The sequence below is a fragment of the Mesorhizobium oxytropidicola genome (assembly GCF_056174625.1).
The window spans coordinates 2,821,008-2,840,300 of the sequence record NZ_CM149692.1 but is presented as its reverse complement, the minus strand read 5'-3'; the positions used below and the strand labels follow the sequence as shown (position 1 = coordinate 2,840,300).

The 19,293-nt window shown below is 64.7% G+C and carries 21 protein-coding genes; 8 read left to right on the top strand and 13 right to left on the bottom strand.

The annotated features are described in order from the left end of the window. Nucleotides 1–54 precede the first annotated feature (54 nt). The 11 genes from AC0V8S_RS14085 to AC0V8S_RS14035 form a co-directional block, all read right to left on the bottom strand. Complete coding sequence (locus AC0V8S_RS14085) at nt 55–270, bottom strand: hypothetical protein (protein ID WP_475438046.1); 216 nt, start codon at nt 268–270, stop codon at nt 55–57. After that, on the bottom strand, nt 255–1,025 hold the full coding sequence (locus AC0V8S_RS14080) for a branched-chain amino acid ABC transporter permease (protein ID WP_475438045.1): 771 nt from the start codon (nt 1,023–1,025) through the stop codon (nt 255–257). The genes AC0V8S_RS14085 and AC0V8S_RS14080 overlap by 16 nt, the downstream gene beginning before the upstream one ends. A gap of 21 nt (nt 1,026–1,046) precedes the next feature. Continuing rightward, nucleotides 1,047–2,528, bottom strand: coding sequence for an ABC transporter permease subunit (locus tag AC0V8S_RS14075; protein WP_475438044.1), 1,482 nt, complete (start codon nt 2,526–2,528; stop codon nt 1,047–1,049). Next, complete coding sequence (locus AC0V8S_RS14070) at nt 2,525–2,668, bottom strand: hypothetical protein (protein ID WP_475438043.1); 144 nt, start codon at nt 2,666–2,668, stop codon at nt 2,525–2,527. The genes AC0V8S_RS14075 and AC0V8S_RS14070 overlap by 4 nt, the downstream gene beginning before the upstream one ends. Next, nucleotides 2,649–3,386 carry an ABC transporter ATP-binding protein gene (locus tag AC0V8S_RS14065; RefSeq protein ID WP_475438042.1) on the bottom strand — a complete coding sequence of 246 codons (738 nt, stop codon included), beginning with the start codon at nt 3,384–3,386 and terminating at the stop codon, nt 2,649–2,651. The genes AC0V8S_RS14070 and AC0V8S_RS14065 overlap by 20 nt, the downstream gene beginning before the upstream one ends. A 100-nt stretch (nt 3,387–3,486) precedes the next feature. Beyond that, entirely contained in the window at nt 3,487–4,695 is a 1,209-nt protein-coding gene (locus AC0V8S_RS14060) for an amino acid ABC transporter substrate-binding protein (protein WP_475438041.1), read from the bottom strand. A gap of 56 nt (nt 4,696–4,751) precedes the next feature. Beyond that, the gene (locus tag AC0V8S_RS14055) at nt 4,752–5,141 is read right to left on the bottom strand and encodes a nuclear transport factor 2 family protein (RefSeq protein WP_475438040.1); all 390 of its coding nucleotides are present in this window, start codon (nt 5,139–5,141) and stop codon (nt 4,752–4,754) included. 17 nt (nt 5,142–5,158) lie between these two features. Then, entirely contained in the window at nt 5,159–5,953 is a 795-nt protein-coding gene (locus AC0V8S_RS14050) for a MoaF C-terminal domain-containing protein (RefSeq protein WP_475438039.1), read from the bottom strand. A 33-nt stretch (nt 5,954–5,986) separates the two neighbouring features. Then, entirely contained in the window at nt 5,987–6,775 is a 789-nt protein-coding gene (locus tag AC0V8S_RS14045) for an SDR family NAD(P)-dependent oxidoreductase (RefSeq protein WP_475438038.1), read from the bottom strand. Between the two features lie 189 nt (nt 6,776–6,964). Next, nucleotides 6,965–7,546, bottom strand: a complete 582-nt coding sequence (locus AC0V8S_RS14040; protein ID WP_475438037.1) for a YceI family protein — start codon at nt 7,544–7,546, stop codon at nt 6,965–6,967. 41 nt (nt 7,547–7,587) lie between these two features. Then, on the bottom strand, nt 7,588–8,487 hold the full coding sequence (locus AC0V8S_RS14035; protein ID WP_475438036.1) for a hypothetical protein: 900 nt from the start codon (nt 8,485–8,487) through the stop codon (nt 7,588–7,590). Nucleotides 8,488–8,696: 209 nt separating this feature from the next. On the opposite strand from AC0V8S_RS14035, the gene AC0V8S_RS14030 reads away from it, so the two are divergent. From AC0V8S_RS14030 to AC0V8S_RS14015, 4 genes are all read left to right on the top strand, one after another. Beyond that, nucleotides 8,697–10,199 (top strand): aldehyde dehydrogenase family protein, encoded by a 1,503-nt coding sequence (locus AC0V8S_RS14030; protein WP_475438035.1) that lies wholly within the window; start codon nt 8,697–8,699, stop codon nt 10,197–10,199. 4 nt (nt 10,200–10,203) lie between these two features. After that, entirely contained in the window at nt 10,204–11,790 is a 1,587-nt protein-coding gene (locus tag AC0V8S_RS14025) for a GMC family oxidoreductase (RefSeq protein WP_475438034.1), read from the top strand. Between the two features lie 194 nt (nt 11,791–11,984). Next, nucleotides 11,985–12,797, top strand: coding sequence for a PfkB family carbohydrate kinase (locus AC0V8S_RS14020; protein ID WP_183461982.1), 813 nt, complete (start codon nt 11,985–11,987; stop codon nt 12,795–12,797). A 226-nt stretch (nt 12,798–13,023) separates the two neighbouring features. Beyond that, nucleotides 13,024–14,250, top strand: a complete 1,227-nt coding sequence (locus AC0V8S_RS14015; RefSeq protein ID WP_475438033.1) for an alpha-D-ribose 1-methylphosphonate 5-triphosphate diphosphatase — start codon at nt 13,024–13,026, stop codon at nt 14,248–14,250. 165 nt (nt 14,251–14,415) lie between these two features. Here AC0V8S_RS14015 and AC0V8S_RS14010 read toward each other — a convergent pair whose 3' ends face one another. Both AC0V8S_RS14010 and AC0V8S_RS14005 read right to left on the bottom strand, forming a co-directional pair. Further along, nucleotides 14,416–14,616 (bottom strand): hypothetical protein, encoded by a 201-nt coding sequence (locus AC0V8S_RS14010; protein ID WP_475438032.1) that lies wholly within the window; start codon nt 14,614–14,616, stop codon nt 14,416–14,418. 78 nt (nt 14,617–14,694) lie between these two features. Then, nucleotides 14,695–14,940 carry a hypothetical protein gene (locus AC0V8S_RS14005; protein WP_475438031.1) on the bottom strand — a complete coding sequence of 82 codons (246 nt, stop codon included), beginning with the start codon at nt 14,938–14,940 and terminating at the stop codon, nt 14,695–14,697. 409 nt (nt 14,941–15,349) lie between these two features. Here AC0V8S_RS14005 and AC0V8S_RS14000 point away from each other — a divergent pair, with 409 nt between their 5' ends. From AC0V8S_RS14000 to AC0V8S_RS13985, 4 genes are all read left to right on the top strand, one after another. Continuing rightward, nucleotides 15,350–16,339, top strand: coding sequence for a sugar ABC transporter substrate-binding protein (locus tag AC0V8S_RS14000; protein WP_183461986.1), 990 nt, complete (start codon nt 15,350–15,352; stop codon nt 16,337–16,339). Then, on the top strand, nt 16,336–17,340 hold the full coding sequence (locus AC0V8S_RS13995) for an ABC transporter permease (RefSeq protein WP_475438030.1): 1,005 nt from the start codon (nt 16,336–16,338) through the stop codon (nt 17,338–17,340). The genes AC0V8S_RS14000 and AC0V8S_RS13995 overlap by 4 nt, the downstream gene beginning before the upstream one ends. Next, on the top strand, nt 17,337–18,101 hold the full coding sequence (locus AC0V8S_RS13990) for an ATP-binding cassette domain-containing protein (protein WP_475438029.1): 765 nt from the start codon (nt 17,337–17,339) through the stop codon (nt 18,099–18,101). The genes AC0V8S_RS13995 and AC0V8S_RS13990 overlap by 4 nt, the downstream gene beginning before the upstream one ends. Nucleotides 18,102–18,170: 69 nt before the next feature. Continuing rightward, entirely contained in the window at nt 18,171–19,259 is a 1,089-nt protein-coding gene (locus AC0V8S_RS13985; RefSeq protein WP_475438028.1) for a Gfo/Idh/MocA family protein, read from the top strand. The last annotated feature ends 34 nt before the right edge of the window (nt 19,260–19,293 follow it).

The window sequence follows — 19,293 nt, the reverse complement described above, 5'->3', positions numbered from 1 at the left end:
AAAATTGAGGTTGCCAGCTTGAGACAGTCAGCCGACGGAGTTTGACTCAATCGCTCAAACCACCCGCACCCTCCCTGCAAAACTGCGCATCAGTCCCTTCGGCAAAAACAGCATCGCCAGGATAATCGTCAGCCCCGAAATCACCGGGTGATAGTCCGGCACAACAATGCGCGCGAGGTCGAACACCGCGTACATCACGAAGGCGCCGAGGATCGGCCCGAGCAGCGTGCCGGTGCCGCCGACCACGGTCATCATCAGCGGCAACAGCATCCAGTCGAGGTCGAAGACCGAATCCGGCCGACATGGAAGATGTAATAGGTGTAGAGGCTGCCGGCGATGCCGGCGATGAAGGCGCTGCCGGCGAAAGCTGCGACCTTGACCTTGAGCACATCGATGCCGTTGGCCGAGGCCGCCATCTCGTCGTCGCGTACGGCGATCAGCGCCAGGCCATAGCGCGAGCGCATCAGCAGGTGGATGGCGAGCGCCGTGCCCACCATCAGGCCGAAGCCGACCAGATAGTGCGGCAACAGCGTGTCGAAGGTGCCGGCCGGCGCGACGACGCCGAAGGCGCCGCCGGTGAAGTCGCCGCCATTGATGAACATCACCTTGACGATCTCGCCGAAGCCGAGCGTGCCCAGCGCGAAATAGTCGCCACGCAGTTTGGACAGCAGCGGCAGGCCGATGATGATGGCGGCCACCGCAGCGACCAGCCCGCCCAGTACCATCGTCACCGGGTCGAAATAATAGATGCGCGGATAGGCATCATAGAGCGAGCCCCAGAGATAGTTGCCGCTCCACAGGATCGCGGTGGTGTAGGCGCCGAGACCGAAGAAGGCGTGATTGCCGAGGCTGATCTGGCCGCCGAAGCCGGCGACCAGATTCCAGCCCTGCGCCATGATGGCGTAGATGAAGACGAAGAACAGGAAGGAGAACGCGTAGCTGTCGATCGCGCCGGGCAGCAGTGGCAGCAGCGCCAATGCCACGACAACGATTGCAGCGATCCATGTCCAGGCTTGTTTCGGCAAGGCTTGCTTCAACATCTTGGCTCAAGCCTTCTTGTAGGGCCGGCTGAACAGGCCTTCCGGCTTGAACATCAGCACCGCCAGGAACACGCCATAGGCGATGGCGTTGGTCCAGCCGCCTGAGATGAAATACTGCACATAGGCCTCGATGAGACCGAGGATGATGCCGCCGGCGAGCGCCCCGGCGACATTGCCGATGCCGCCCAGCGCCAGCGCCACCAGCGCCTTGAGGCTGAAGATGAAACCGGCGAACGGGTTGAACGGGAATGTGGTCGCCACCGCTACGCCGGCCGCTCCGGCCAGCGCGATGCCGATGGCGAAGGCAATGGCGTTGACGCGGTGCGGGCTGATGCCCATCAGCGTCGCCGCTTCCATGTCTTCGGAGGCCGCGCGCACCGCCTTGCCGACAATCGTCTTGCGCAGGAACAGCACCACCAGCCCGGTGCCGGCGAGCGCGATCAGAAAACCCATCGAGCGCGTGAACGAGGTGCGCACGCCCAATATCTCGATGCCGCTCGCCGTGTAGGAGGTGACCACCGCGGCCGTGTTGCCGCCCCACACCACCGTCATCAGATTCTGGATCAGGAACATCAGGCCAACCGCGATCAAAAGTGAGATGTTGCGGTCCTCCTCGGCAGCCGCGCGGCGGAACAGGCCCTGATAGACCAGCCAGCCGACGCCGAGCCCGACCGGCACCACGATCAGCAGCGACAGGAACGGGTCGATGCCGAGCCCATAGAACAGCGCCCGCACGAAATAGGCGGCGAGGATGATCATCGCGCCCTGCGCCAGGAAGATCAGCCGCATGGTGCCGAAGATGAGGCTCAAGCCCACGGCGGCGACGCCGTACATGGCGCCGCCCAGCGCGCCGTTGAGCGACAGCTGCAGCAGGATTTCGGGAGGCGGGAGGTTGACCATCATTGCACCTCCAACACGCCCATATAGGCCTTCTGGATTTTCAGGATCGGCGATGAGCTCGGCGCCCGTGCCTTGCATGGCAAGCTCGCCGGTCTTCAGCACGAAGCCATAGTCGGCGACCTTCAGCGCCTGGTGGATGTTCTGTTCGACCAAGAGGATGGTGACACCCTGTTTGTGCAGCGTCTCGATCAGCGCGAACATCTGCTGGACCACGATCGGACTCAGGCCCAGCGACGGCTCGTCGAGGATAAGCAGCGACGGGTCCGACATGGTGGCGCGCGCGATCGCCAGCATCTGCTGCTCGCCACCGGAGAGCGAGCCGGCCTTCTGCCCTGCCCGCTCCTTCAGCCGCGGAAACAGCGTGTAGGCCTTCTCCAGCGACTGTTTGAAATGCTTGCGCACCTTGGGCTGGAAAGCGCCGAGCTCGAGGTTCTCCAGCACCGTCATCTGCCGGAACAGACCGCGCCCTTCCGGCACATGCGCGATGCCCATGCCGGCGATCTCCTCCGGCGCCTTGCCGGCCAGCGGCACGCCCGAGAGAAAGATCTCGCCGCGCTTCGGCTTCAGCAGGCCGGAGATCGTCTTCAACAGCGTGGTCTTGCCGGCGCCATTGGCGCCGACGATGGCGACGATGCTGCCGGGTCGACATGGATCGACACGCCCCAGAGCGCGCCGACATCGCCATAGGCGACTTCGAGATTGGTGACTTCAAGCAGCCGGTTCGCCAAGATAGGCCTCGATCACTTTGCGGTTGGCGACGATTTCGCGGGGCGTGCCGTCGGCGATCTTCTCGCCATGGTCGAGCACGATCACCCGGCTGCACACTTTCATGATGGCGTCGACCTTGTGCTCCACCCACAGGATCGAGACGCCCCGCTCGCTGCGCACACGGCGGATGACATCGACCATGCGCTGGATCTCGGTCGGGTTCAGCCCGGCCATCGGCTCGTCGAGCAGGAGCAGCGCCGGGCTTGACGCCACCGCCCGGGCGATCTCCAGCAGGCGCCGGTCGGACAGCGTCATATGCGCGGTGCGGATATCGCGTTTTGCGGTTAGCCCCACCAGTTCGAGCGCTTCCTCGGCGGCGGCTGTCGCATGCTTGACGCGCCTGCCCGAGCCATAAACGGCGCCGACCATGATGTCCTCGAACGCCGTCATGGTGAGGAATGTGCGCACCAGCTGGAAGGTCCGCGCAATGCCCAGCCGGCAGATGCGATGCGGTGCGATACCGGTGATGTCCTGGCCGCGGAAGTGGATGCGCCCTTGCGTCGGCGTGTAGAGCGCGGTGATCAGATTGAACAGCGTCGACTTGCCGGCGCCGTTGGGACCGATCAGCCCGATCAGCTCATTGGCGCCGACGGCGATGTCGATGTTGTTGAGCACGACAAGCCCGCCGAACCGCTTCTGGACCGCCTCGAGGCGAAGCAGGGTTTGGTCAGGCTGCATCGTGTCTCCGTTTCTCCAAATCGTCAGATGCTTGACATCGCAGCGGGCGCCTGGCTTCGCAATCAGGCGCCCGCCTCACCCGCCCGCTGTTCTCAGTCAATCAGCGCTTGTCCCAGGCCGGGGCCGGCTTGTACGTCCAGTTGCCGTCCGGGAAGATCAGCTGATGCTTGCCTTGCCACCATTGCGTGGCGACGCTGGGGATGAGCGCAAAGCCGGTCTGGTCGAATTTGAGGTCACCAACCACCGTGTCCTTGAACTCCTGGCCGAAGATCGCGTCGTGGATCGCGCCGGCATCGGTCGAGCCGGCCTTCTCGATCGCTTGCGCCAGCACCTGTGCGTTGGCGTAGAAGGCGCCGACGGTCACGGAGTCCTTCTTGAACTCGGCCTCGTAGCGGTCGCCGAGTTCCTTGGCGCCATGATAGGGATAGCTTGACGACCAGAAGCCGTCGGTCAGGATGTAATCGGAATCCGCCCCGAGCGCTTCGTGGAACTCGCCCGTCCAGGTGCCCTTCCAGCCGTGCAGGTAAGGCACAGAGAAGCCGAGCTCCTTCATCTGGCGCAGCAGCGTCACCGTGTCGGCCGGCGAGCCGAACACCAGCATGGCGTCGACGTCTGCGGCCTTGAGCTTGGTGATCAGCGCCGAATAATCGGTGGCGCCGATCGCCCAGGGATCGTCGACGGCGAAGGTGTAGCCATACTTCTTGGCCGCCGCCTCGAAGGCGCCGCCAAAGCCCTTGCCGTCTGGCGAATCCTCGGAGACCAGCGCCGGGTTCTTCGGCTTCTCATTGGCCGGCAGCTTGTCCCAGATCTCGAACGGCACCTCCGCGCCCGGCCCCGGATGGAAGAAGAACAGCGCCGAATATTTCAGCTTCAACGGCTGCCATTCGAACGGGAAGGCCGTCGTGATCATGTAGAATTTCTTGTACTTCTCCGCGACGATGGCGCCGGCAATGTTCATCGGTCCCGAATGGGTCGACAGCAGCGCATCGACCTTCTGCACCTTGATCAGGTTTTCCAGCGCCGAGGCCACCTTGCCTTCCGAGCTTTCGTCGTCGGCGACGACGAGGCGCACCGGCAGCTTCTTGCCGGCCGACTTCACCATGATGCCACCGGCCTTGTTGATGTCGGCCACTGCCTGCTCATAGGCCCATTTCTGTTCCTTGCCGTCGCCGGCCAGCGGCCCGGTCAAGGAGATCGGTGCGCCGATGACGATCTCGGTGTCGCCGGCATTCGCCATACCAGTGCCGCCGGCCGCGAACGCGGCCGACAGGGCCAGGCCCGCCAGCATTGCCTTCAGACTGTTTCCCATTTCATCCTCCCAGGTTTTTCGATCGGGCGGACACGGTCGTGCCCGGCCGCATGCCCTCAGACCGTCGCTGCCGCGACCAGGCTGGTGTCGGTGAACTGCTCGAAACTCAGTGCCTTGCCATCCTCCATTTCCCAGACATGGACGACGCGCGCCGACATCGGCTTGCCGGTCTTTTTGTAGACACCCGAATAAGTGCCGATGCCGACGATGGTGGTGCCGCCATCGACCAGTTTTTCGAGCTTCAAGGCGTAGCCGTCCCACTCCTCGCCGATGCGCTTGAAGACGCCATCGATGATGGCGTCGGGGCCGACATAGGTGCCGGCATAGGGAAAGCCGGCCATCTCGGTCCAGGCCGTGCGGCTGGTGACCGGCGCCATCATCGCCGCCAAATCCTTGGCGTCGGAGCCGGCATAGTGCGCCTTGATCGCTTCGTAGTTTTTATTCATGGCGTTCCCCCGCGCGGTCAGACCGGCGCCTTGCCTTCGTCGTAGGCGGTTCTGGATTTCTTCTCGATGTGGGCGCCGGCCGGCTTGTTCTCGATCTTGCCCTGGCTGGTCACGCCGAGGAATTTCCCGGTCGAGAGCATGACGTCCCAATTGTAGAAGAACAGCGAGGCGACCGGGATGATGAACTCGCGGAAACCGAACACATACTGGTTTTCAGCGAACTTCCAGGTCGTCGCCAGATCGACGTCGCCATGGCCGCGCTGGATGCCGACAAGGTTCTGCCAGGCATAGCGCTCGGAAGAGAGATAGATGTGCTCGTAGATGTGATTGGGGCTGTATGTGTAATGCGCGGTGAGCCCGATCAGGTCGCGGGTCGGCGCCGGCGCGATGCCGGTCGGCGCGACCGAGGGATCGCCGAGCACGCCGGCCGACCAGGTCTGCGCCACGCGTGGCTCGCCGGGCGCCTCGCCGGGCTCACGCACCTTTTCGCGCACCGACAGCACGCGGCGCGTGCTGGTGTTGACGATGAAGGCCTCATCTTCCGTTGGCCGGGCCGAGAAGATCATGTTGATAAAGAACACGTTGGACGCGACTTCGAGCGCCTCGTACCAGTCGGCACCCGCTTCGCTGCCCTCACTCCACGCCACGGTGTCGAGCGATGTGAAGGCAAGGTCAATGGTGCGGCCGGTGTCGAGCGTGATCCTGAAAGTCTGGCCGCGCAGCGCATCCGTCGTCGCCAGCCGGTTGGTGGCGATGCCGGCGGCGAAATCATCGAAATGCTTCCAGTCCGCCGGTCTGTTCTGGTCGTTCATCGCACTCTCCACATCAATCGACAAAGGCCCCAATCAATCCACGAAAGCCAACGTCGGCAGGTCGACGACGGTGGCGCCGCCATCGACCGTCAGGATCGAACCGTTCATCATCGCTGCCTCGCTGGATGCAACGAAGCAGATGACGTTGGACACCTCTTCCGGTGTCGCCGGCCGCCCGAGCGGGACGTCCTTCGTCACCAGCCGGTAGGCCTCGTCGATCGAGCCAAGCCCGTGCTTTTCGACAATCAACTCCATCTGCTCGTCTGCCATGTCGGTCGACACCCAGCCCGGGCAGATGATGTTGGTGCGCACGCCCTTGCGGCCATAGTCGCGCGCCAGCGATTTGCCGAAGCCGATGCAGGCATGTTTCATGGTGACGTAGCCGGCCGCGTCCGGCCCGGCGAACAGGCCGGCGATCGAGGCGACAACGACGATGTTGCCCTTTTGCGCGATGAGATCCGGCAGGCATTCGCGAGCGCAGACGAAGGCGGTGTCGAGATTGGTGCGTGTTGCCAGGTTCCAGGTCTCGTCGCTCATCGAGATCGTCGGGCCGACGCCATGGCCGCCGGCATTGGCGACGAGGATGTCGACCGGTCCGATCTTGTCATGCACTTCGGCGAGCGCCGCACGCACCGCTTGGGGATCGGCGGCATCGCCCTGCACCACCAGCCCACCAATATCCCTGGTCAAGGCTTCCAGCGGCTCGCGCCGCCTGCCCATCAGCACCACCTTGGCGCCGTCGGCCGCCATGCGCCTGGCGACCGCCGCACCGATGCCGGTGCCGCCGCCGGTGATGAAGGCCGTCTTTCCAAGAAATCGCATGGTTCCATCCCGATTGCTGAGCGCGCCGGCTATGCGCCGATCTTTCGCTGGGGATAGTGCGGCATCCCCGATTTGGCGTCTTGTCCGAGCGGGAACTTTGTTTTGACTGAGCGCGCACTTCGCGCCTGTCTGGTGAAATGCCGCGCGACCTTTCGATCGCGCGGCGGCTACCCGCCAACTGCCCGCGGCCTATTTCTTCACCGCTTCGAGATCGATGACGATGTCGACATCGGGGCCGAGGCCGAAACCGGCGGCGGCCTTGGCCATCGGGAAGTCCGCGGTGTTGACTTTCCCCGTGGCGGTGAACGCCGCCTTGGTCAGTGTCGCATCCCACGGCGCCGGCGCCTCGTTGACCAGCGTCACGTCGAGCGTGATCTCCTTCGACACGCCGCTGATGGTGAGATTGCCGGTGACCTTGCCGGTCTTGTCGCTGACCTTCTCGACCTTGGTGCTTTCGAAGGAGATCGCCGGGAATTCGGCGGCGTTGAAGAAGTCGGGACCTTTCAAATCGCTGTCGCGCTGGTCATAGGCGGTGTGTACCGAGCCGACATCGAGCTCGGCCTTGACGCTGCTCTTCGACGGATCGGCCTTGTCCATCACGATGGCGCCCTTCACCGCGTCGAACTGGCCATGCGCGGTGCCATAGATGCCATGCTTGATGGTGAAGGTGACCCAGGCATGCTGGCCGTCGATCTCGTAATTCTCGGCATAAGCGGCCGATGCGAAGGCGCACATGGATGCAAAGGCAAAAGCGGCCGTCGGTTTTCTCATTGTCACGTAACTCTCCCCATTGTTGGTTGTGATTCCCTGGCTCAGGAAAAGCCAAGCGCGGCTCCGTGCGGCGCAAACAGCAGCGCCGTCAGGATGGCCAATATCGCCGGTATGGCGATCAGCAGACCGGCAACCAGCGGCCGCAACGGCCGGACACCGGGAACAAGGCCCCGCAGCGGACCGGGCACCAGCGCGGCCATGATCAGCGGCAAGGGTGAAAGCACGAGCGCCACGGGATTGGCCTTGGGCGCCAGCAGCGCCACCTGGATCAGCACGGTGGCGGCGGCAAAGACGAGCATCAGCTTGGTGCCCATGCTCCAGCTGGCGGCCGTGCCGCCGCGCAACACCGCGATGTACTGGACGAGGCACCAACCGCCCGCGAGCGCTGCCAGCGAGCCCAGCAATTGCCCGGTGACGATCGAGGCGCCGAGCACCGAGATGATGGCGCCGGCCAGGCATAGGGCCAGCATGGCTGCAGGCACCAGGAACGGCTCCTCTGCCGGAGGCGACGGCGGGGCTTTCAGGGACAGCAGCATCGCGGCGCCGGCGATCGCCAGCAGGCCGGCGATGAGCGCGGCGATCATCTGCAGGTCCAGCGCACCGCCGGCGATACGGCGCCAGCCGAGCCACAGCAGCGCGGCCGCAAGCATGACGGCGACAAGCTTGCTGGCGACGGCGGCGCTGAGCAGGCGTTCGGGCAAGAGCCCGGCGACGATGCCGGCAAAGGCGAGATAGATCAGCTTCTGGCTGGCCGCGACCGGCGGCACCACGGGCGGGCCAAGCGTATCCCAATAGAAGAACAACAGCAGCGCGGCCGCCACCAGCGAAAGCACGGGCGAGAACGGTGGCAGGGCAAACCGCGCCAGCAGCGCCATCACCATGCCGAGCACAAGCGGCAGCGCCGCCGTGGTGACCATCGGATTGCCCAGCAATGCACTCAATGGCCGACACCTCTTTGACACCTGGCAGGCTCGCGCAAAACGCGCGGCTTGATGCGACCTTGATCTAGGCCAACCGATCGCGAGGCGTCTTGTCCGAGCGGGAACTTTGTTTTGACTGAGCGCGCACTCGCGCCGCCTTCGGCTTGAAGCTGGCCGATACGCTCCATAACCCTCGGCATGACTGCTCATCAGCAATCGAGGAGGATGGCGTGAACGAGAGAATTGTGCCGCCGATCAGCGCCGCAGCAGCCGCCTTCCTGGCGCGTTCGCACCGGCCTTACATCAATGGCCGTTTCGTCGACGGCCTTTCCGGCGAAGGCCTCGCTGTCGACGATTCCGCCTCCGGCGAGATCGTCGCCCGCGTCCCCGAAAGCGGCCCCGAACTGGTCGACCAGGCGGTGCGCGCGGCGCGTGCCGCGCTCGAAGGCCCCTGGGCGTCGATGCGGCCGGTCGACCGCCAGAACCTGATGCTGAAACTCGCCGATGCCGTCGAGGCCGACGCCGATCTGCTCGCTGAAATCGAAAGCATCGAGAACGGCAAGTCGCTCGGCGTCGCCCGCATGCTGAGTGCCGGCGGCACCGTCGACTGGCTGCGCTATTATGCCGGCTGGGCGACCAAGATCGAGGGCTCGACTTTCCAGGTCTCCATTCCCGTGCCACCTGGCGCCAGGCACCAGGCGATGACGGTGATGGAGCCGGTCGGCGTCGTCGGCGCCATCGTGCCATGGAATTTCCCGCTGCTGATCGGCATGTGGAAGATCGCGCCGGCGCTGGCCTGCGGCTGCACGGTGGTGCTGAAGCCGCCGCAGGAAACGCCGCTTGGCCTGCTCAGGCTCGCCGACCTGATCGAGGCATCGGGCTTCCCGCCCGGCGTCGTCAACATCGTCACCGGCAGCGGATCCGTCACCGGCGAGGCGCTGATCCGCCATCCCGGCATCGACAAGCTGACCTTCACCGGCTCGACGGAGGTCGGCAAGCGCGTCGGCCACGCCGCGGTCGACCGTGTCGCCCGCTTCACGCTGGAGCTCGGCTCGAAATCGCCGATGATCCTGCTCGCCGACATGCAGGAAGGCATCGAGCCGCTTATTGCCGGGCTCGGCATGTTCTTCAACCAGGGCCAGGTCTGCACCTCGGCCTCGCGGCTGCTGATCGAGAAGTCGATCTACGACCGCACGCTTTCGCGGCTGGCCGAGATCGCCGACGGGATGACGCTGGGTGCCGGCCGCGACGCTGGGGCCCAGATCAACCCGCTTGTCTCGGCCAAGCACCGAAGAAGCGTCGAGGGCTTTGTCGAGCGCGGCCTGGCGGCGGGCGTCGAACGGGTCAGCGGCGCACGGCCGGTGCCCGGCAAGGGCCACTATGTGGCGCCGACCATCCTGCATAATGTCCGGCCCGACATGGAGATCGTGCGCGAGGAGGTGTTCGGGCCGGTGGTGGCGGCGATGCCGGTCGCCGATCTCGACGAGGCGATCCGCATCGCCAACGACACGCGCTATGGTCTCTCGGCCTCGATCTGGACCCGCGACATGGGCAAGGCGATGACCGCCATCCACGGCCTCAAAGCCGGCACGGTATGGGTCAATTCGCACAACACGCTCGACCCCGCGGCACCGTTCGGCGGCTTCAAACAGTCCGGCATCGGCCGCGAGCACGGACGTGCGGCGATTGAGGGCTATCTCGAAACCAAGACCGTCATCATGCGGTATGCCTGACACGATGAGCGCTGCGTACGACTACATCATCGCCGGCGCCGGCTCGGCCGGCTGCACGCTGGCCAACCGGCTGGTCAATGCCGGTAAGCGCGTGCTGGTCGTCGAGGCCGGCCCGGCCGACAACACCAGGCTCATCGACATGCCCGCCACCTTCGCCAAGGTGATCGGCACGGCGCGCAGCTGGATCTACGAATCCGAGCCGGAGCCCAGCGTCGGCGGACGCCGGCTGCCGGTGCCGCAGGGCCGCACGCTGGGCGGCGGCTCCTCCATCAACGCCATGCTCTACATCAGGGGCCAGCCGCAGGATTACGATGGCTGGCGCGACCTCGGCTGCCCCGGCTGGGGCTGGGACGAGGTGCTGCCGGTGTTCCGGCGGCTGGAGCGCAATGAGCGCCTGGCCGGTGAACGCCACGGCACCGAAGGACCGCTGGCGGTCTCCGATCCCCGCCATCGCCACCCGCTGTCATTGGCCTATATCAAGGCCGCGCAACAGGCCGGCTATCGCTACAATGACGACTTCAACGGCGCCGTGCAGGAAGGCGTCGGCTTCTACCAGACGACCACGGCGAATGGGGAGAGACAGTCGGCGGCAAAGGTGTTCCTGAGGCCGCTGGCCGGCAACGCCAACCTGACGGTGATCACCGATGCGCTGGTCACCGGCGTGACCCTGGAAAACGGTGCGGCGAGTGGCCTCGCCTACACCACGTCGGACGGCCAAAACCATGCGGCGACGGCAAAGGCCGAAGTGATCCTCACAGCTGGCGCGCTGGCGACGCCCAAGCTGATGATGCTATCGGGCCTCGGCCCGGCCGAGCATCTGACCGGGCTCGGCATTCCCGTCATCCGCGACATCCCCGCGGTCGGCCGTGACCTGCAGGACCATGTCGCCGCCCCCGTCTATGCGCTGACGCGCCGGCCGATCTCGCTGCTCGGACAAGATCGCGGCCTGCGCGCGCTGCGCCACGGCCTGCAATACCTGATGTTCCGCACCGGCCTGCTCACCTCCAACGTCGTCGAAAGCGGCGGCTTCTTCGACACCGATGGCGATGGCCGGCCCGATATCCAGTTCCATGTCCTGCCGGTGATGATCGAAAGCGCCGAGCACGGCTCGATCGAGCGCCACGGCATGGAGCTCAACCCGTGTGTGCTGCGGCCAAAATCGCGCGGTACGGTCAGCCTGCGCTCGCGTGATGCGGCGGACCCGATCCGCTTCACCACCGGCTTCCTCTCCGACCCGGACGATCTTGCCTTGCTGCTCGCCGGCATGAAGATCGCCCGCACCATCCTGCGCCAGCCGGCACTGCGGGCGGTGGTCGCCGAGGAACTGTCGCCGGGTGCGGACGCCGACCTTTCCGACCAGGCGATATCGGATCACATCCTCGAACACGCCAAGACGGTCTATCACCCCTGCGGCACCTGCCGGATGGGCAGCGACGACGACGCGGTGGTCGACCCGCAACTGCGCGTGCGCGGCGTACCGCGCCTGCGCATCTGCGACGCCTCGATCATGCCGCGCCTGATCAGCGGCAACACCAACGCCCCGGTGATCATGATCGCCGACCGCTGCGCCGATTTTATTTTGGGCGGGTAAAGCGGCTGTTCAAGCCCTGCCGTTCGCAGCCTGTGCCGGCACGTTGAGCAACTGGCTCGTATTATCGATCGAGAACTGCACACGCCCGCTGGCGCTCCGATGGCCGCCAGCCTGCTGTCCCTGGTGCCGGTCATAGTGCTAAGCCTGCTCGCGCAGCGCTTCATCGTCGATGCGCTACGCGAAAAGCAGGGATCATGAGCACAGTCATCGTTATCGGCCATGTCAATTACGACCAGGTCTGGTCGTTGTCCTCGCCCCTCGCCTCGGGCGCGCGCATCGTCTATTCCGGCCGCAGCGTCAGGCTCGGCGGCGGCGGCTTCCACACAGGCACCCAGTTGGCCAGGCTCGGCAACCAGGTCCGGCTGATCAGCAATCTGATGGATGACGACCATGGCCGGGCAGCGCTCGCCAAATTGCAGGCGAGCGGCATCGATACCGGCTACGTTACCCTATGGGCCGGCGAAACGCGGTTCACCGAAATCCTGCTCGAGCCCAATGGCGAGCGCACCATTTTGAACCCCGGCGGCCAGATGCGCCCGCCCTTCGCCGCACCGGAGCCTGTCAGCGGCGACGCCGCCTACCTCAACGCCCTGGTGCTCGATGCCGGCCTCGTTGCCTCGCTGCGGACGATCCCGCTTGTCATTTCGCAGTTTCCGCTGCGCAGCGCCTCGCCTCGCCCGGCCGACATCGTCATCGGATCGCGCGCCGATTTTCCCGGCGAGGACACGCGAGCGATCTGGGAGCGAGCAGCAGTGATCGCCGGCCCTCGCCTGAAGACGCTGGTGCTGACCGACGGAACGCGCCCGATCTCGCTCTATGACGGCAAGGTGCTCAACCACGTCACGCCGCTGAAGCAGGTCTCCGTGCCCGACACGATCGGCGCCGGCGACTGCTTTACCGGGATCTTCCTGCACGGCCTGCTGCAGGGGCTGAGCCTTGAGCTTTCCGCCGAACAGGCCAGCCAGCAAACCGCCGAATGGCTGTCAGAACGATTCCGTACCGGCTGAGACAGGCGGTCCGGCAAGGCCGACTTTCATGAAAATGTCATAAAAATCAAATGGAAACCGGCATTCGAGTGAACTAGAAAACATGTCCTGGAGAGATCGTGATCGAGGCGGCGGCAAGTCGGCGCAATCGTCGCCATGGTCGGCGTCCTCCATCACCCCGACGATGTCGCCGACCTTGTCGCCCGCGAAATCCATCTTGAAACCGCTGCCTTGCAAGAGACATGATATGTGGCTGAGTGAATTCGAAATCGTCCTGCGCGACCGCGTCATTCCGAACGGCGCCGTCAGGATCGAAGACGGCCGGATCGCCGAGATCCGCGACAAGCCCGTCGAGCATGCCGACATAGAGGGTGGCGGCCGCCTGTTGCTGCCTGGCTTCATCGACATGCATGGCGACATGGTGGAGAGGGAAGTCGAGCCGCGCATCGGCGTGCACGTGCCGATGCCGATCGGCATTGCCGAACTCGACAAGAAGCTCGCCTCCTGCGGCATCACCACCGCCTACGCCGCGCTCTCCTTCATCGGCGCCAGCGTCACCAGCGGCGTGCTGCGCTCGGAAGATCACACATCAGCGATCATCGACACCATCGCCGGGATGAAGGACGACCTCCTGGTCGACCATCGCATCCATGCCCGCTTCGAAGTGACCTTCACCCCGGCGATTCCCAGGCTGCAAAAGCTGATGGATGCCGGCAGGCTGCATTTGATCTCGCTGATGGATCACACGCCCGGACAGGGACAGTATCGCGACGTCGAACTCTACATCGCCCGCATCGCCAAGGAACGCGGCATGTCCGTCGCGGACGCATCCGAGGTCGTCGGCAAGCGCATGGCCGGCCGCAACGGCCAGGGCGATGTGCTGAATGCGCTGCAGGACCTGTCGGCCCGCGCGCGGGCTAGCGGCATCGTGCTCGCCTCGCATGATGACGACACGCTGGAAAAAGTGGAACTGGTCCATGGCCTGGGTGCCGCGCTCTCGGAATTCCCGGTGACGCTGGAAGCAGCACAGGAAGCCCGCAGGCTCGGCATGCACACCGCCATGGGCGCCCCCAACGCGCTTCGTGGCGGATCCTATTCCGGCAATCTTTCCGCCCGCCAGGCCTATGAGGCCGGGCTGCTCGACATGCTGGCCAGCGACTATCATCCGGCCTCGATCCTGCCTGCCGTGCTAGGCCTGGCGGAACTGCGGGGCGATGGCCTTGCGGCGGCGACCGCCCTGACCAGCGCCAACCCGGCCGCGGCGCTCGGCCTCACCGATCGCGGCGCCATCGAGCCCGGCCTTCTGGCCGATCTCGTCGTGGCGGACCGCCATCCCGTGCCCCGCGTGCGCGCCACCTTCCGCGCCGGTCGCATGATCTACGGCGATGGCACGCTTGCACAGGCGGGGAGAGTAGAACGCCTTGCCCTCGCCATGGCTGAACGGCTACCGGCTGCCTCGAGGGAAAGCGCGTAGCGCTTTCCCTCGGGAATTTCGTCAAAAGAAAGAGATAGAGCAAGAGCAATTCCAGGAAAGTATGAGCGGTTTTCCCGGGAAAAGTGTGAAACGGCTTTCGCACAGAAGTTGCGTCAAAACAAAGGGTTGGAACAGTTCGCCGTTTCCGTGAAACGTCGAACCGCTCTAAACGTCGAGCACGACCATCATGCCGCGCACCTCGGCCATTTCCAGCAGCATGTCCTGCAGGGTTTCGACGGTTAGCGCCGCACCGGTTATGGCCACCAGCTCGGCGATACTCTCTCTCATGGAAATAACCGCGACTCCGGTTTTCTCGGAAAGCAGCCGTCCGATGGCTGCGCGGATCTGGGCATTCTGGTCAGGCATGATTCCCCCTTCATGCTGGATGACGATATAAGTTTTCTCCAACGGTATGCTTTTTTCGCAACTTCTGCGAGCTTTAGCCTAGGCTTGCAAGCCGTCTTGGTATGTCTGATCTCCATTATTTGTCCGACAGTTGCTCAGCGACGACAGTAACGGCGGCGCCCACGGCTTGCCGTCCGCTTCCATGACCGCAAGCAGGGCCAACGGCACTTCGTGCCGACTGAGCCCGATGAGGGTCTTGTCTTGCACCGTTATCGGCAATTCCGTGGATGTGTCGAAAATGCAGCACGTGCCTGTCGGCTCGTTCAGAATCTCAAAGCGGTCCAATGCAAACCTCTCCGTCCCCTCGGGAGCCCTGTAACGCACGCCCCCATCAGAGGTTGCATGAGGGTGGACGTTTTTTGCGGCAGTGAACCGCGGACCGCACGACATGCGCCCCGACAGGACCGCCATGGCGCCATGGAAATCGCTTCGCACCATTTTAAATCTTGACGCGTGTCAATTTTTTATAAAACATGCGCAAACGCTGATGGGGCTAGGTCAGCGCTCTGGGAGGAGAAATGCCTGGCATGGAAAAGGTCCCGACCGGGTCCGTTGTCCGCGAGACGTTCGGCGCTCGCAGGGCCGGAGGCCGCGCGGCGTCGCCAATCCCGGTATGGCTCTCGCAGCACCAGCCGCGGGCGTCCGTGGGCATGCCGATGAGACACATCAAACAAACAAGAAGCGGAGGAACAAAATGCGTATCTTCAACGGCCTGACGCTTGGCGCGGGCCTGCTGGCAGCCATCATCTCGGCGCCGTCTTATGCCGAGGACGCACCGAAGGTCGCGGCCATCGTCAAGGGCCTCGACAACCCCTTCTTCCAAACCATGCAGAAAGGCATCGAAGAGCAGGGCAAGGCCAGCGGCGTCAATGTCAGCGTCCAGGCCGCCGCCAATATGGGTGACGCCACCGGCCAGGCCGACCGCCTGACCGCCATGGCCATGCAGGACTTCGATTGCTACCTGGTCAACCCGATCAGCGTCTCCAACCTCGTCCAGGCGCTGGTTCCGGTCGCCCAGAAGAAGAAGCCGATCGTCAACATCGACTCGACCATCGACGCCGAACAGGCCAAGGCCGCCGGCTTTGCCGTCTCCACCTATATCGGCACCGACAATGTCGCCGCCGGCGCGCTGGCCGGCGAGGAAATGCTGAAGCTGGTGCCGAAGGGCGGCAAGGTCGCGCTGATTGCCGGTATCGTCGGCGATGTCGGCTCCAATGCCCGCATCAAGGGCTTCAAGCAGGCCGTCGAAGGCAAGCTCGAGGTGGTGGTGATGGTGAGCGCTGACTGGGATCGCGAGAAGGCGTTGACGGCAGCCACCGACATCCTCGCCGCTCATCCGGACCTCGCCGGCTTCTTCGCCGCCAACGACATTATGGCGCTCGGCGTCGAACGCGCCGTGCAGACCTCGGGCAAGGACGTCAAGGTGATCGGCCTCGACGGCATCGTCGATGCGCTGAAGTCGATCGCAGCCGGCGAGCTCTCGGCCACCGTCGCCCAGTATCCCTATGTCGTCGGCGCCATGGGCGTCGAGGCCTGCCAGGCGGCGGTCAAGGGCAAGCAACTGCCCGCCAACGTGCCCGCGCCCGTGCTGCTGATCAACAAGGCCAATGCCGAGGCCTCGCTGAAGAACTTCCCGCGCCCCGGCGGCGACTATCCCGATCCGCTGCGTGAGCTGTTGAAGTGAGCAATTCCACAGACAACGCGCCCGTCGCCCATTCGGCGGGCGCGGCGGAGGAGAGCCGCCCCTCCCTGTCGGCTCTCCTCCTGGATCCTTCCTTCTGGGCCGACTGGGCGTCCGTCGTCGGCCTGGTCGGTCTCGTCATCATCTTCGGCATCGCCCAGCCGGTCTTTCTCAGCGTCGCCAATTTGCAGGCATTGCTGCTGGCATCGGCGATCCTGGTTGTGCTGTCGATCGGCCAGACCTTCGTCGTCGCGACATCAGGCATCGACCTGTCGCTGGCGGCTGCCGTCATGCTCGGCGCCATCATCCTCGGCCTCGTCAATGCGGCGGGCTACGGCATCGTCATCGCCTGCGTGCTGGCGGTGCTGGCCACCAGCGCCATCGGCTTCCTCAACGGCCTCATCATCACCGTCGGCAAAATCCCCGATTTCGTGGTGACGCTCGGCACGCTGTCGGCCATCACCGGGCTTGGCCTCATCCTGTCGGGCGGCGAACCGACCATGGTCGGCTCGACCTTCCTGTTGAAGCTCGCTTCCGGCTCCTTCGGACCGTTCGGCTATCCAGTCTGGGTGGCGATTGCGGCCGTCATCGTGGCGCATATCGCGCTCTACCATACGCGCTTCGGTGTCCATCTCCTGGCGACCGGCGGCCAGGTCGAAAGCGCCGGCGCGCTCGGCATCCGCACCAACCGGGTCAAGATCGCCGCCTACACCATTTCGGGTTTCTGCGCCGGCCTCGCGGCCATCCTTCTGGTTGCCCGCATCGGTTCGGCCGAACCGCAGATCAACACCAGCCTGCTCCTGAACTCCGTGGCGGCGGTGGTGCTTGGCGGCGTCAGCCTGTTCGGCGGCCGCGCCAGCATCCTTGGCCCGGCCATCGGCGCGCTGATGCTGACAGCGCTCGTCAACGGCCTGACCTTGCTCAACGTCTCGGCCTTCTACCAACCGCTAGCCGTTGGCGCCATCGTGGTGCTGGCAGCACTGATCATGCGGTACCAGAAATGAGCGCCGTCATCCCCTTCCCTGCCTCGGACGCGATCATCGCTCGCGACGGCCTGAGCAAGCATTTCGGCGGCGTGCGCGCCTTCACCGATGTCGCCTTCCAGGCGCGCCGCGGCGAAGTCACCGCCGTCATCGGCGACAATGGCGCCGGCAAATCGACGCTGATCCGCTGCCTGGTCGGCGTGCATGTGCCGGATGCCGGCTCGATCGTCTTCGACGGCCGCGAGCACCCCTTCTCCAATCCGGACGGCGCGCGCAAGGCCGGCATCGAGACGGTGCACCAGAACCTGGCGCTGATCGACGAGCTGACGGTGGCGCAGAACCTGTTCCTCAACCGCGAACTCGTGCGCCGCATCGGCCCCTTCGCTTTCCTCGACCGCAAAGCGATGAAACGCGAGGCCCGCTCGATGCTGTCGCGCCTGTCGATCAACGTACCGTCGATCAACCAGCGTGTGCGGCGCCTATCAGGCGGCCAGCGGCAGGCGATCTCGATCTGCCGCGCCGTCGGCTCCGGCGCCAAGCTGGTGGTGATGGACGAACCGACGGCAGCGCTCGGCGTGCAGGAGACCGCCAATGTCGAGGCGCTGATCCGGCGCCTGCGCGAACAGTCGGTCTCGGTCATCCTGGTCAGCCACAATTTCGATCAGGTGCGGCGCCTGTCCGACCAGATCTGGGTGATGCGGGCGGGAAAGATGGCAGCGACGGTGCGCGCGTCGGAGACCACGGGCAACGAACTCGTCGCGCTGGTCACCGGCGCGGCGTGACCGGGGCAATCATGAAATTGATGTCTGGCCCTCATGGCCGGCCCGAAATGAAATCAAGGGAGTTTGAGAGTGGCACCACTTCGTGTCGGGCTTGTGGGTCTTGGAGAAGTCGCGCAGTCGATCCATCTGCCTGTTCTGGCCGACCAGCGCGACCGCTGGCAAATAGCGGGAGTCCATGACGTCTCGCCAAGCCTGGTGACGCTCATAACGTCGGAATATGCCGGGGTGAAAGCCTATGAGAGCGCTGAAGCGCTGATCGCTTCACCCGATATCGACGTGGTCTTCGTGCTGTCGTCCGACGACACCCACAGCCGCTTCGTGCGCGCGGCCATGCAAGCCGACAAGCACATCCTGCTGGAAAAGCCCGCCTGTCTCACAGTGCGCGAGATCGACGAACTGCTGGCGCTGATGCCGGCTTACCAGAAGACCCTCTTTGTCGGCTACATGCGCCGCTACGCGCCGGCCTATCTCCAGGCCAGGGACGAACTGCCCGCCCACGCCGACATCACCCATGTCCGCATCTTCGACCTGATCTCGGAAGGCCGGCATTTCCTGAAGAAGAGCCAGAACATCCTCTATCCCAGTGACATCGACCCTGCCCTGCTGGCACGCGGCGCCAAGGAGCGTGACGCGCTGATCCGCGAAGTCGTCGGCGCCGACGCACCGGCCGATCTGGTGCGCGCCTATCGCGGGCTGACGGCGCTGTCCTCGCACCACATCTCGGCGATGCGCGGGCTCATCGGCGAGCCTGTCGGTGTCGTTGCCGCGCATCGCACCAATGGCGGCGCCAACACGTCGGTCACCTTCGACTACGGCCATTTCGCCTGTCTCTATGATGCTGTCGTCGACGATCTCGGCCTGTTCGACGCCATGATCGAGGTTCGCTCCAACACCAGGCGTGTGCGCATCATCTACGATACGCCCTACATCCGCAGCTTGCCGACCCGGCTTGAGGTGACCGAGGCCGGCCCGCTCGGCCCGGTGACGAAAAGCTTCGGACCGCTCTATGGCGACGCCTTCTCCAACGAGCTGGAGATTTTCCACCGCCACATCACCGACGGCACCAAGCCGCAGACCGATCTCGCCGATTCCCGCCGGGATCTGGCGCTGATGGCTGAGATTATCGAGAAGATGAAGCAGAGCGCAGGAGACGCCTGAGCCCTGCCGTCAGGGTGTCGGCAGGAACATGTCC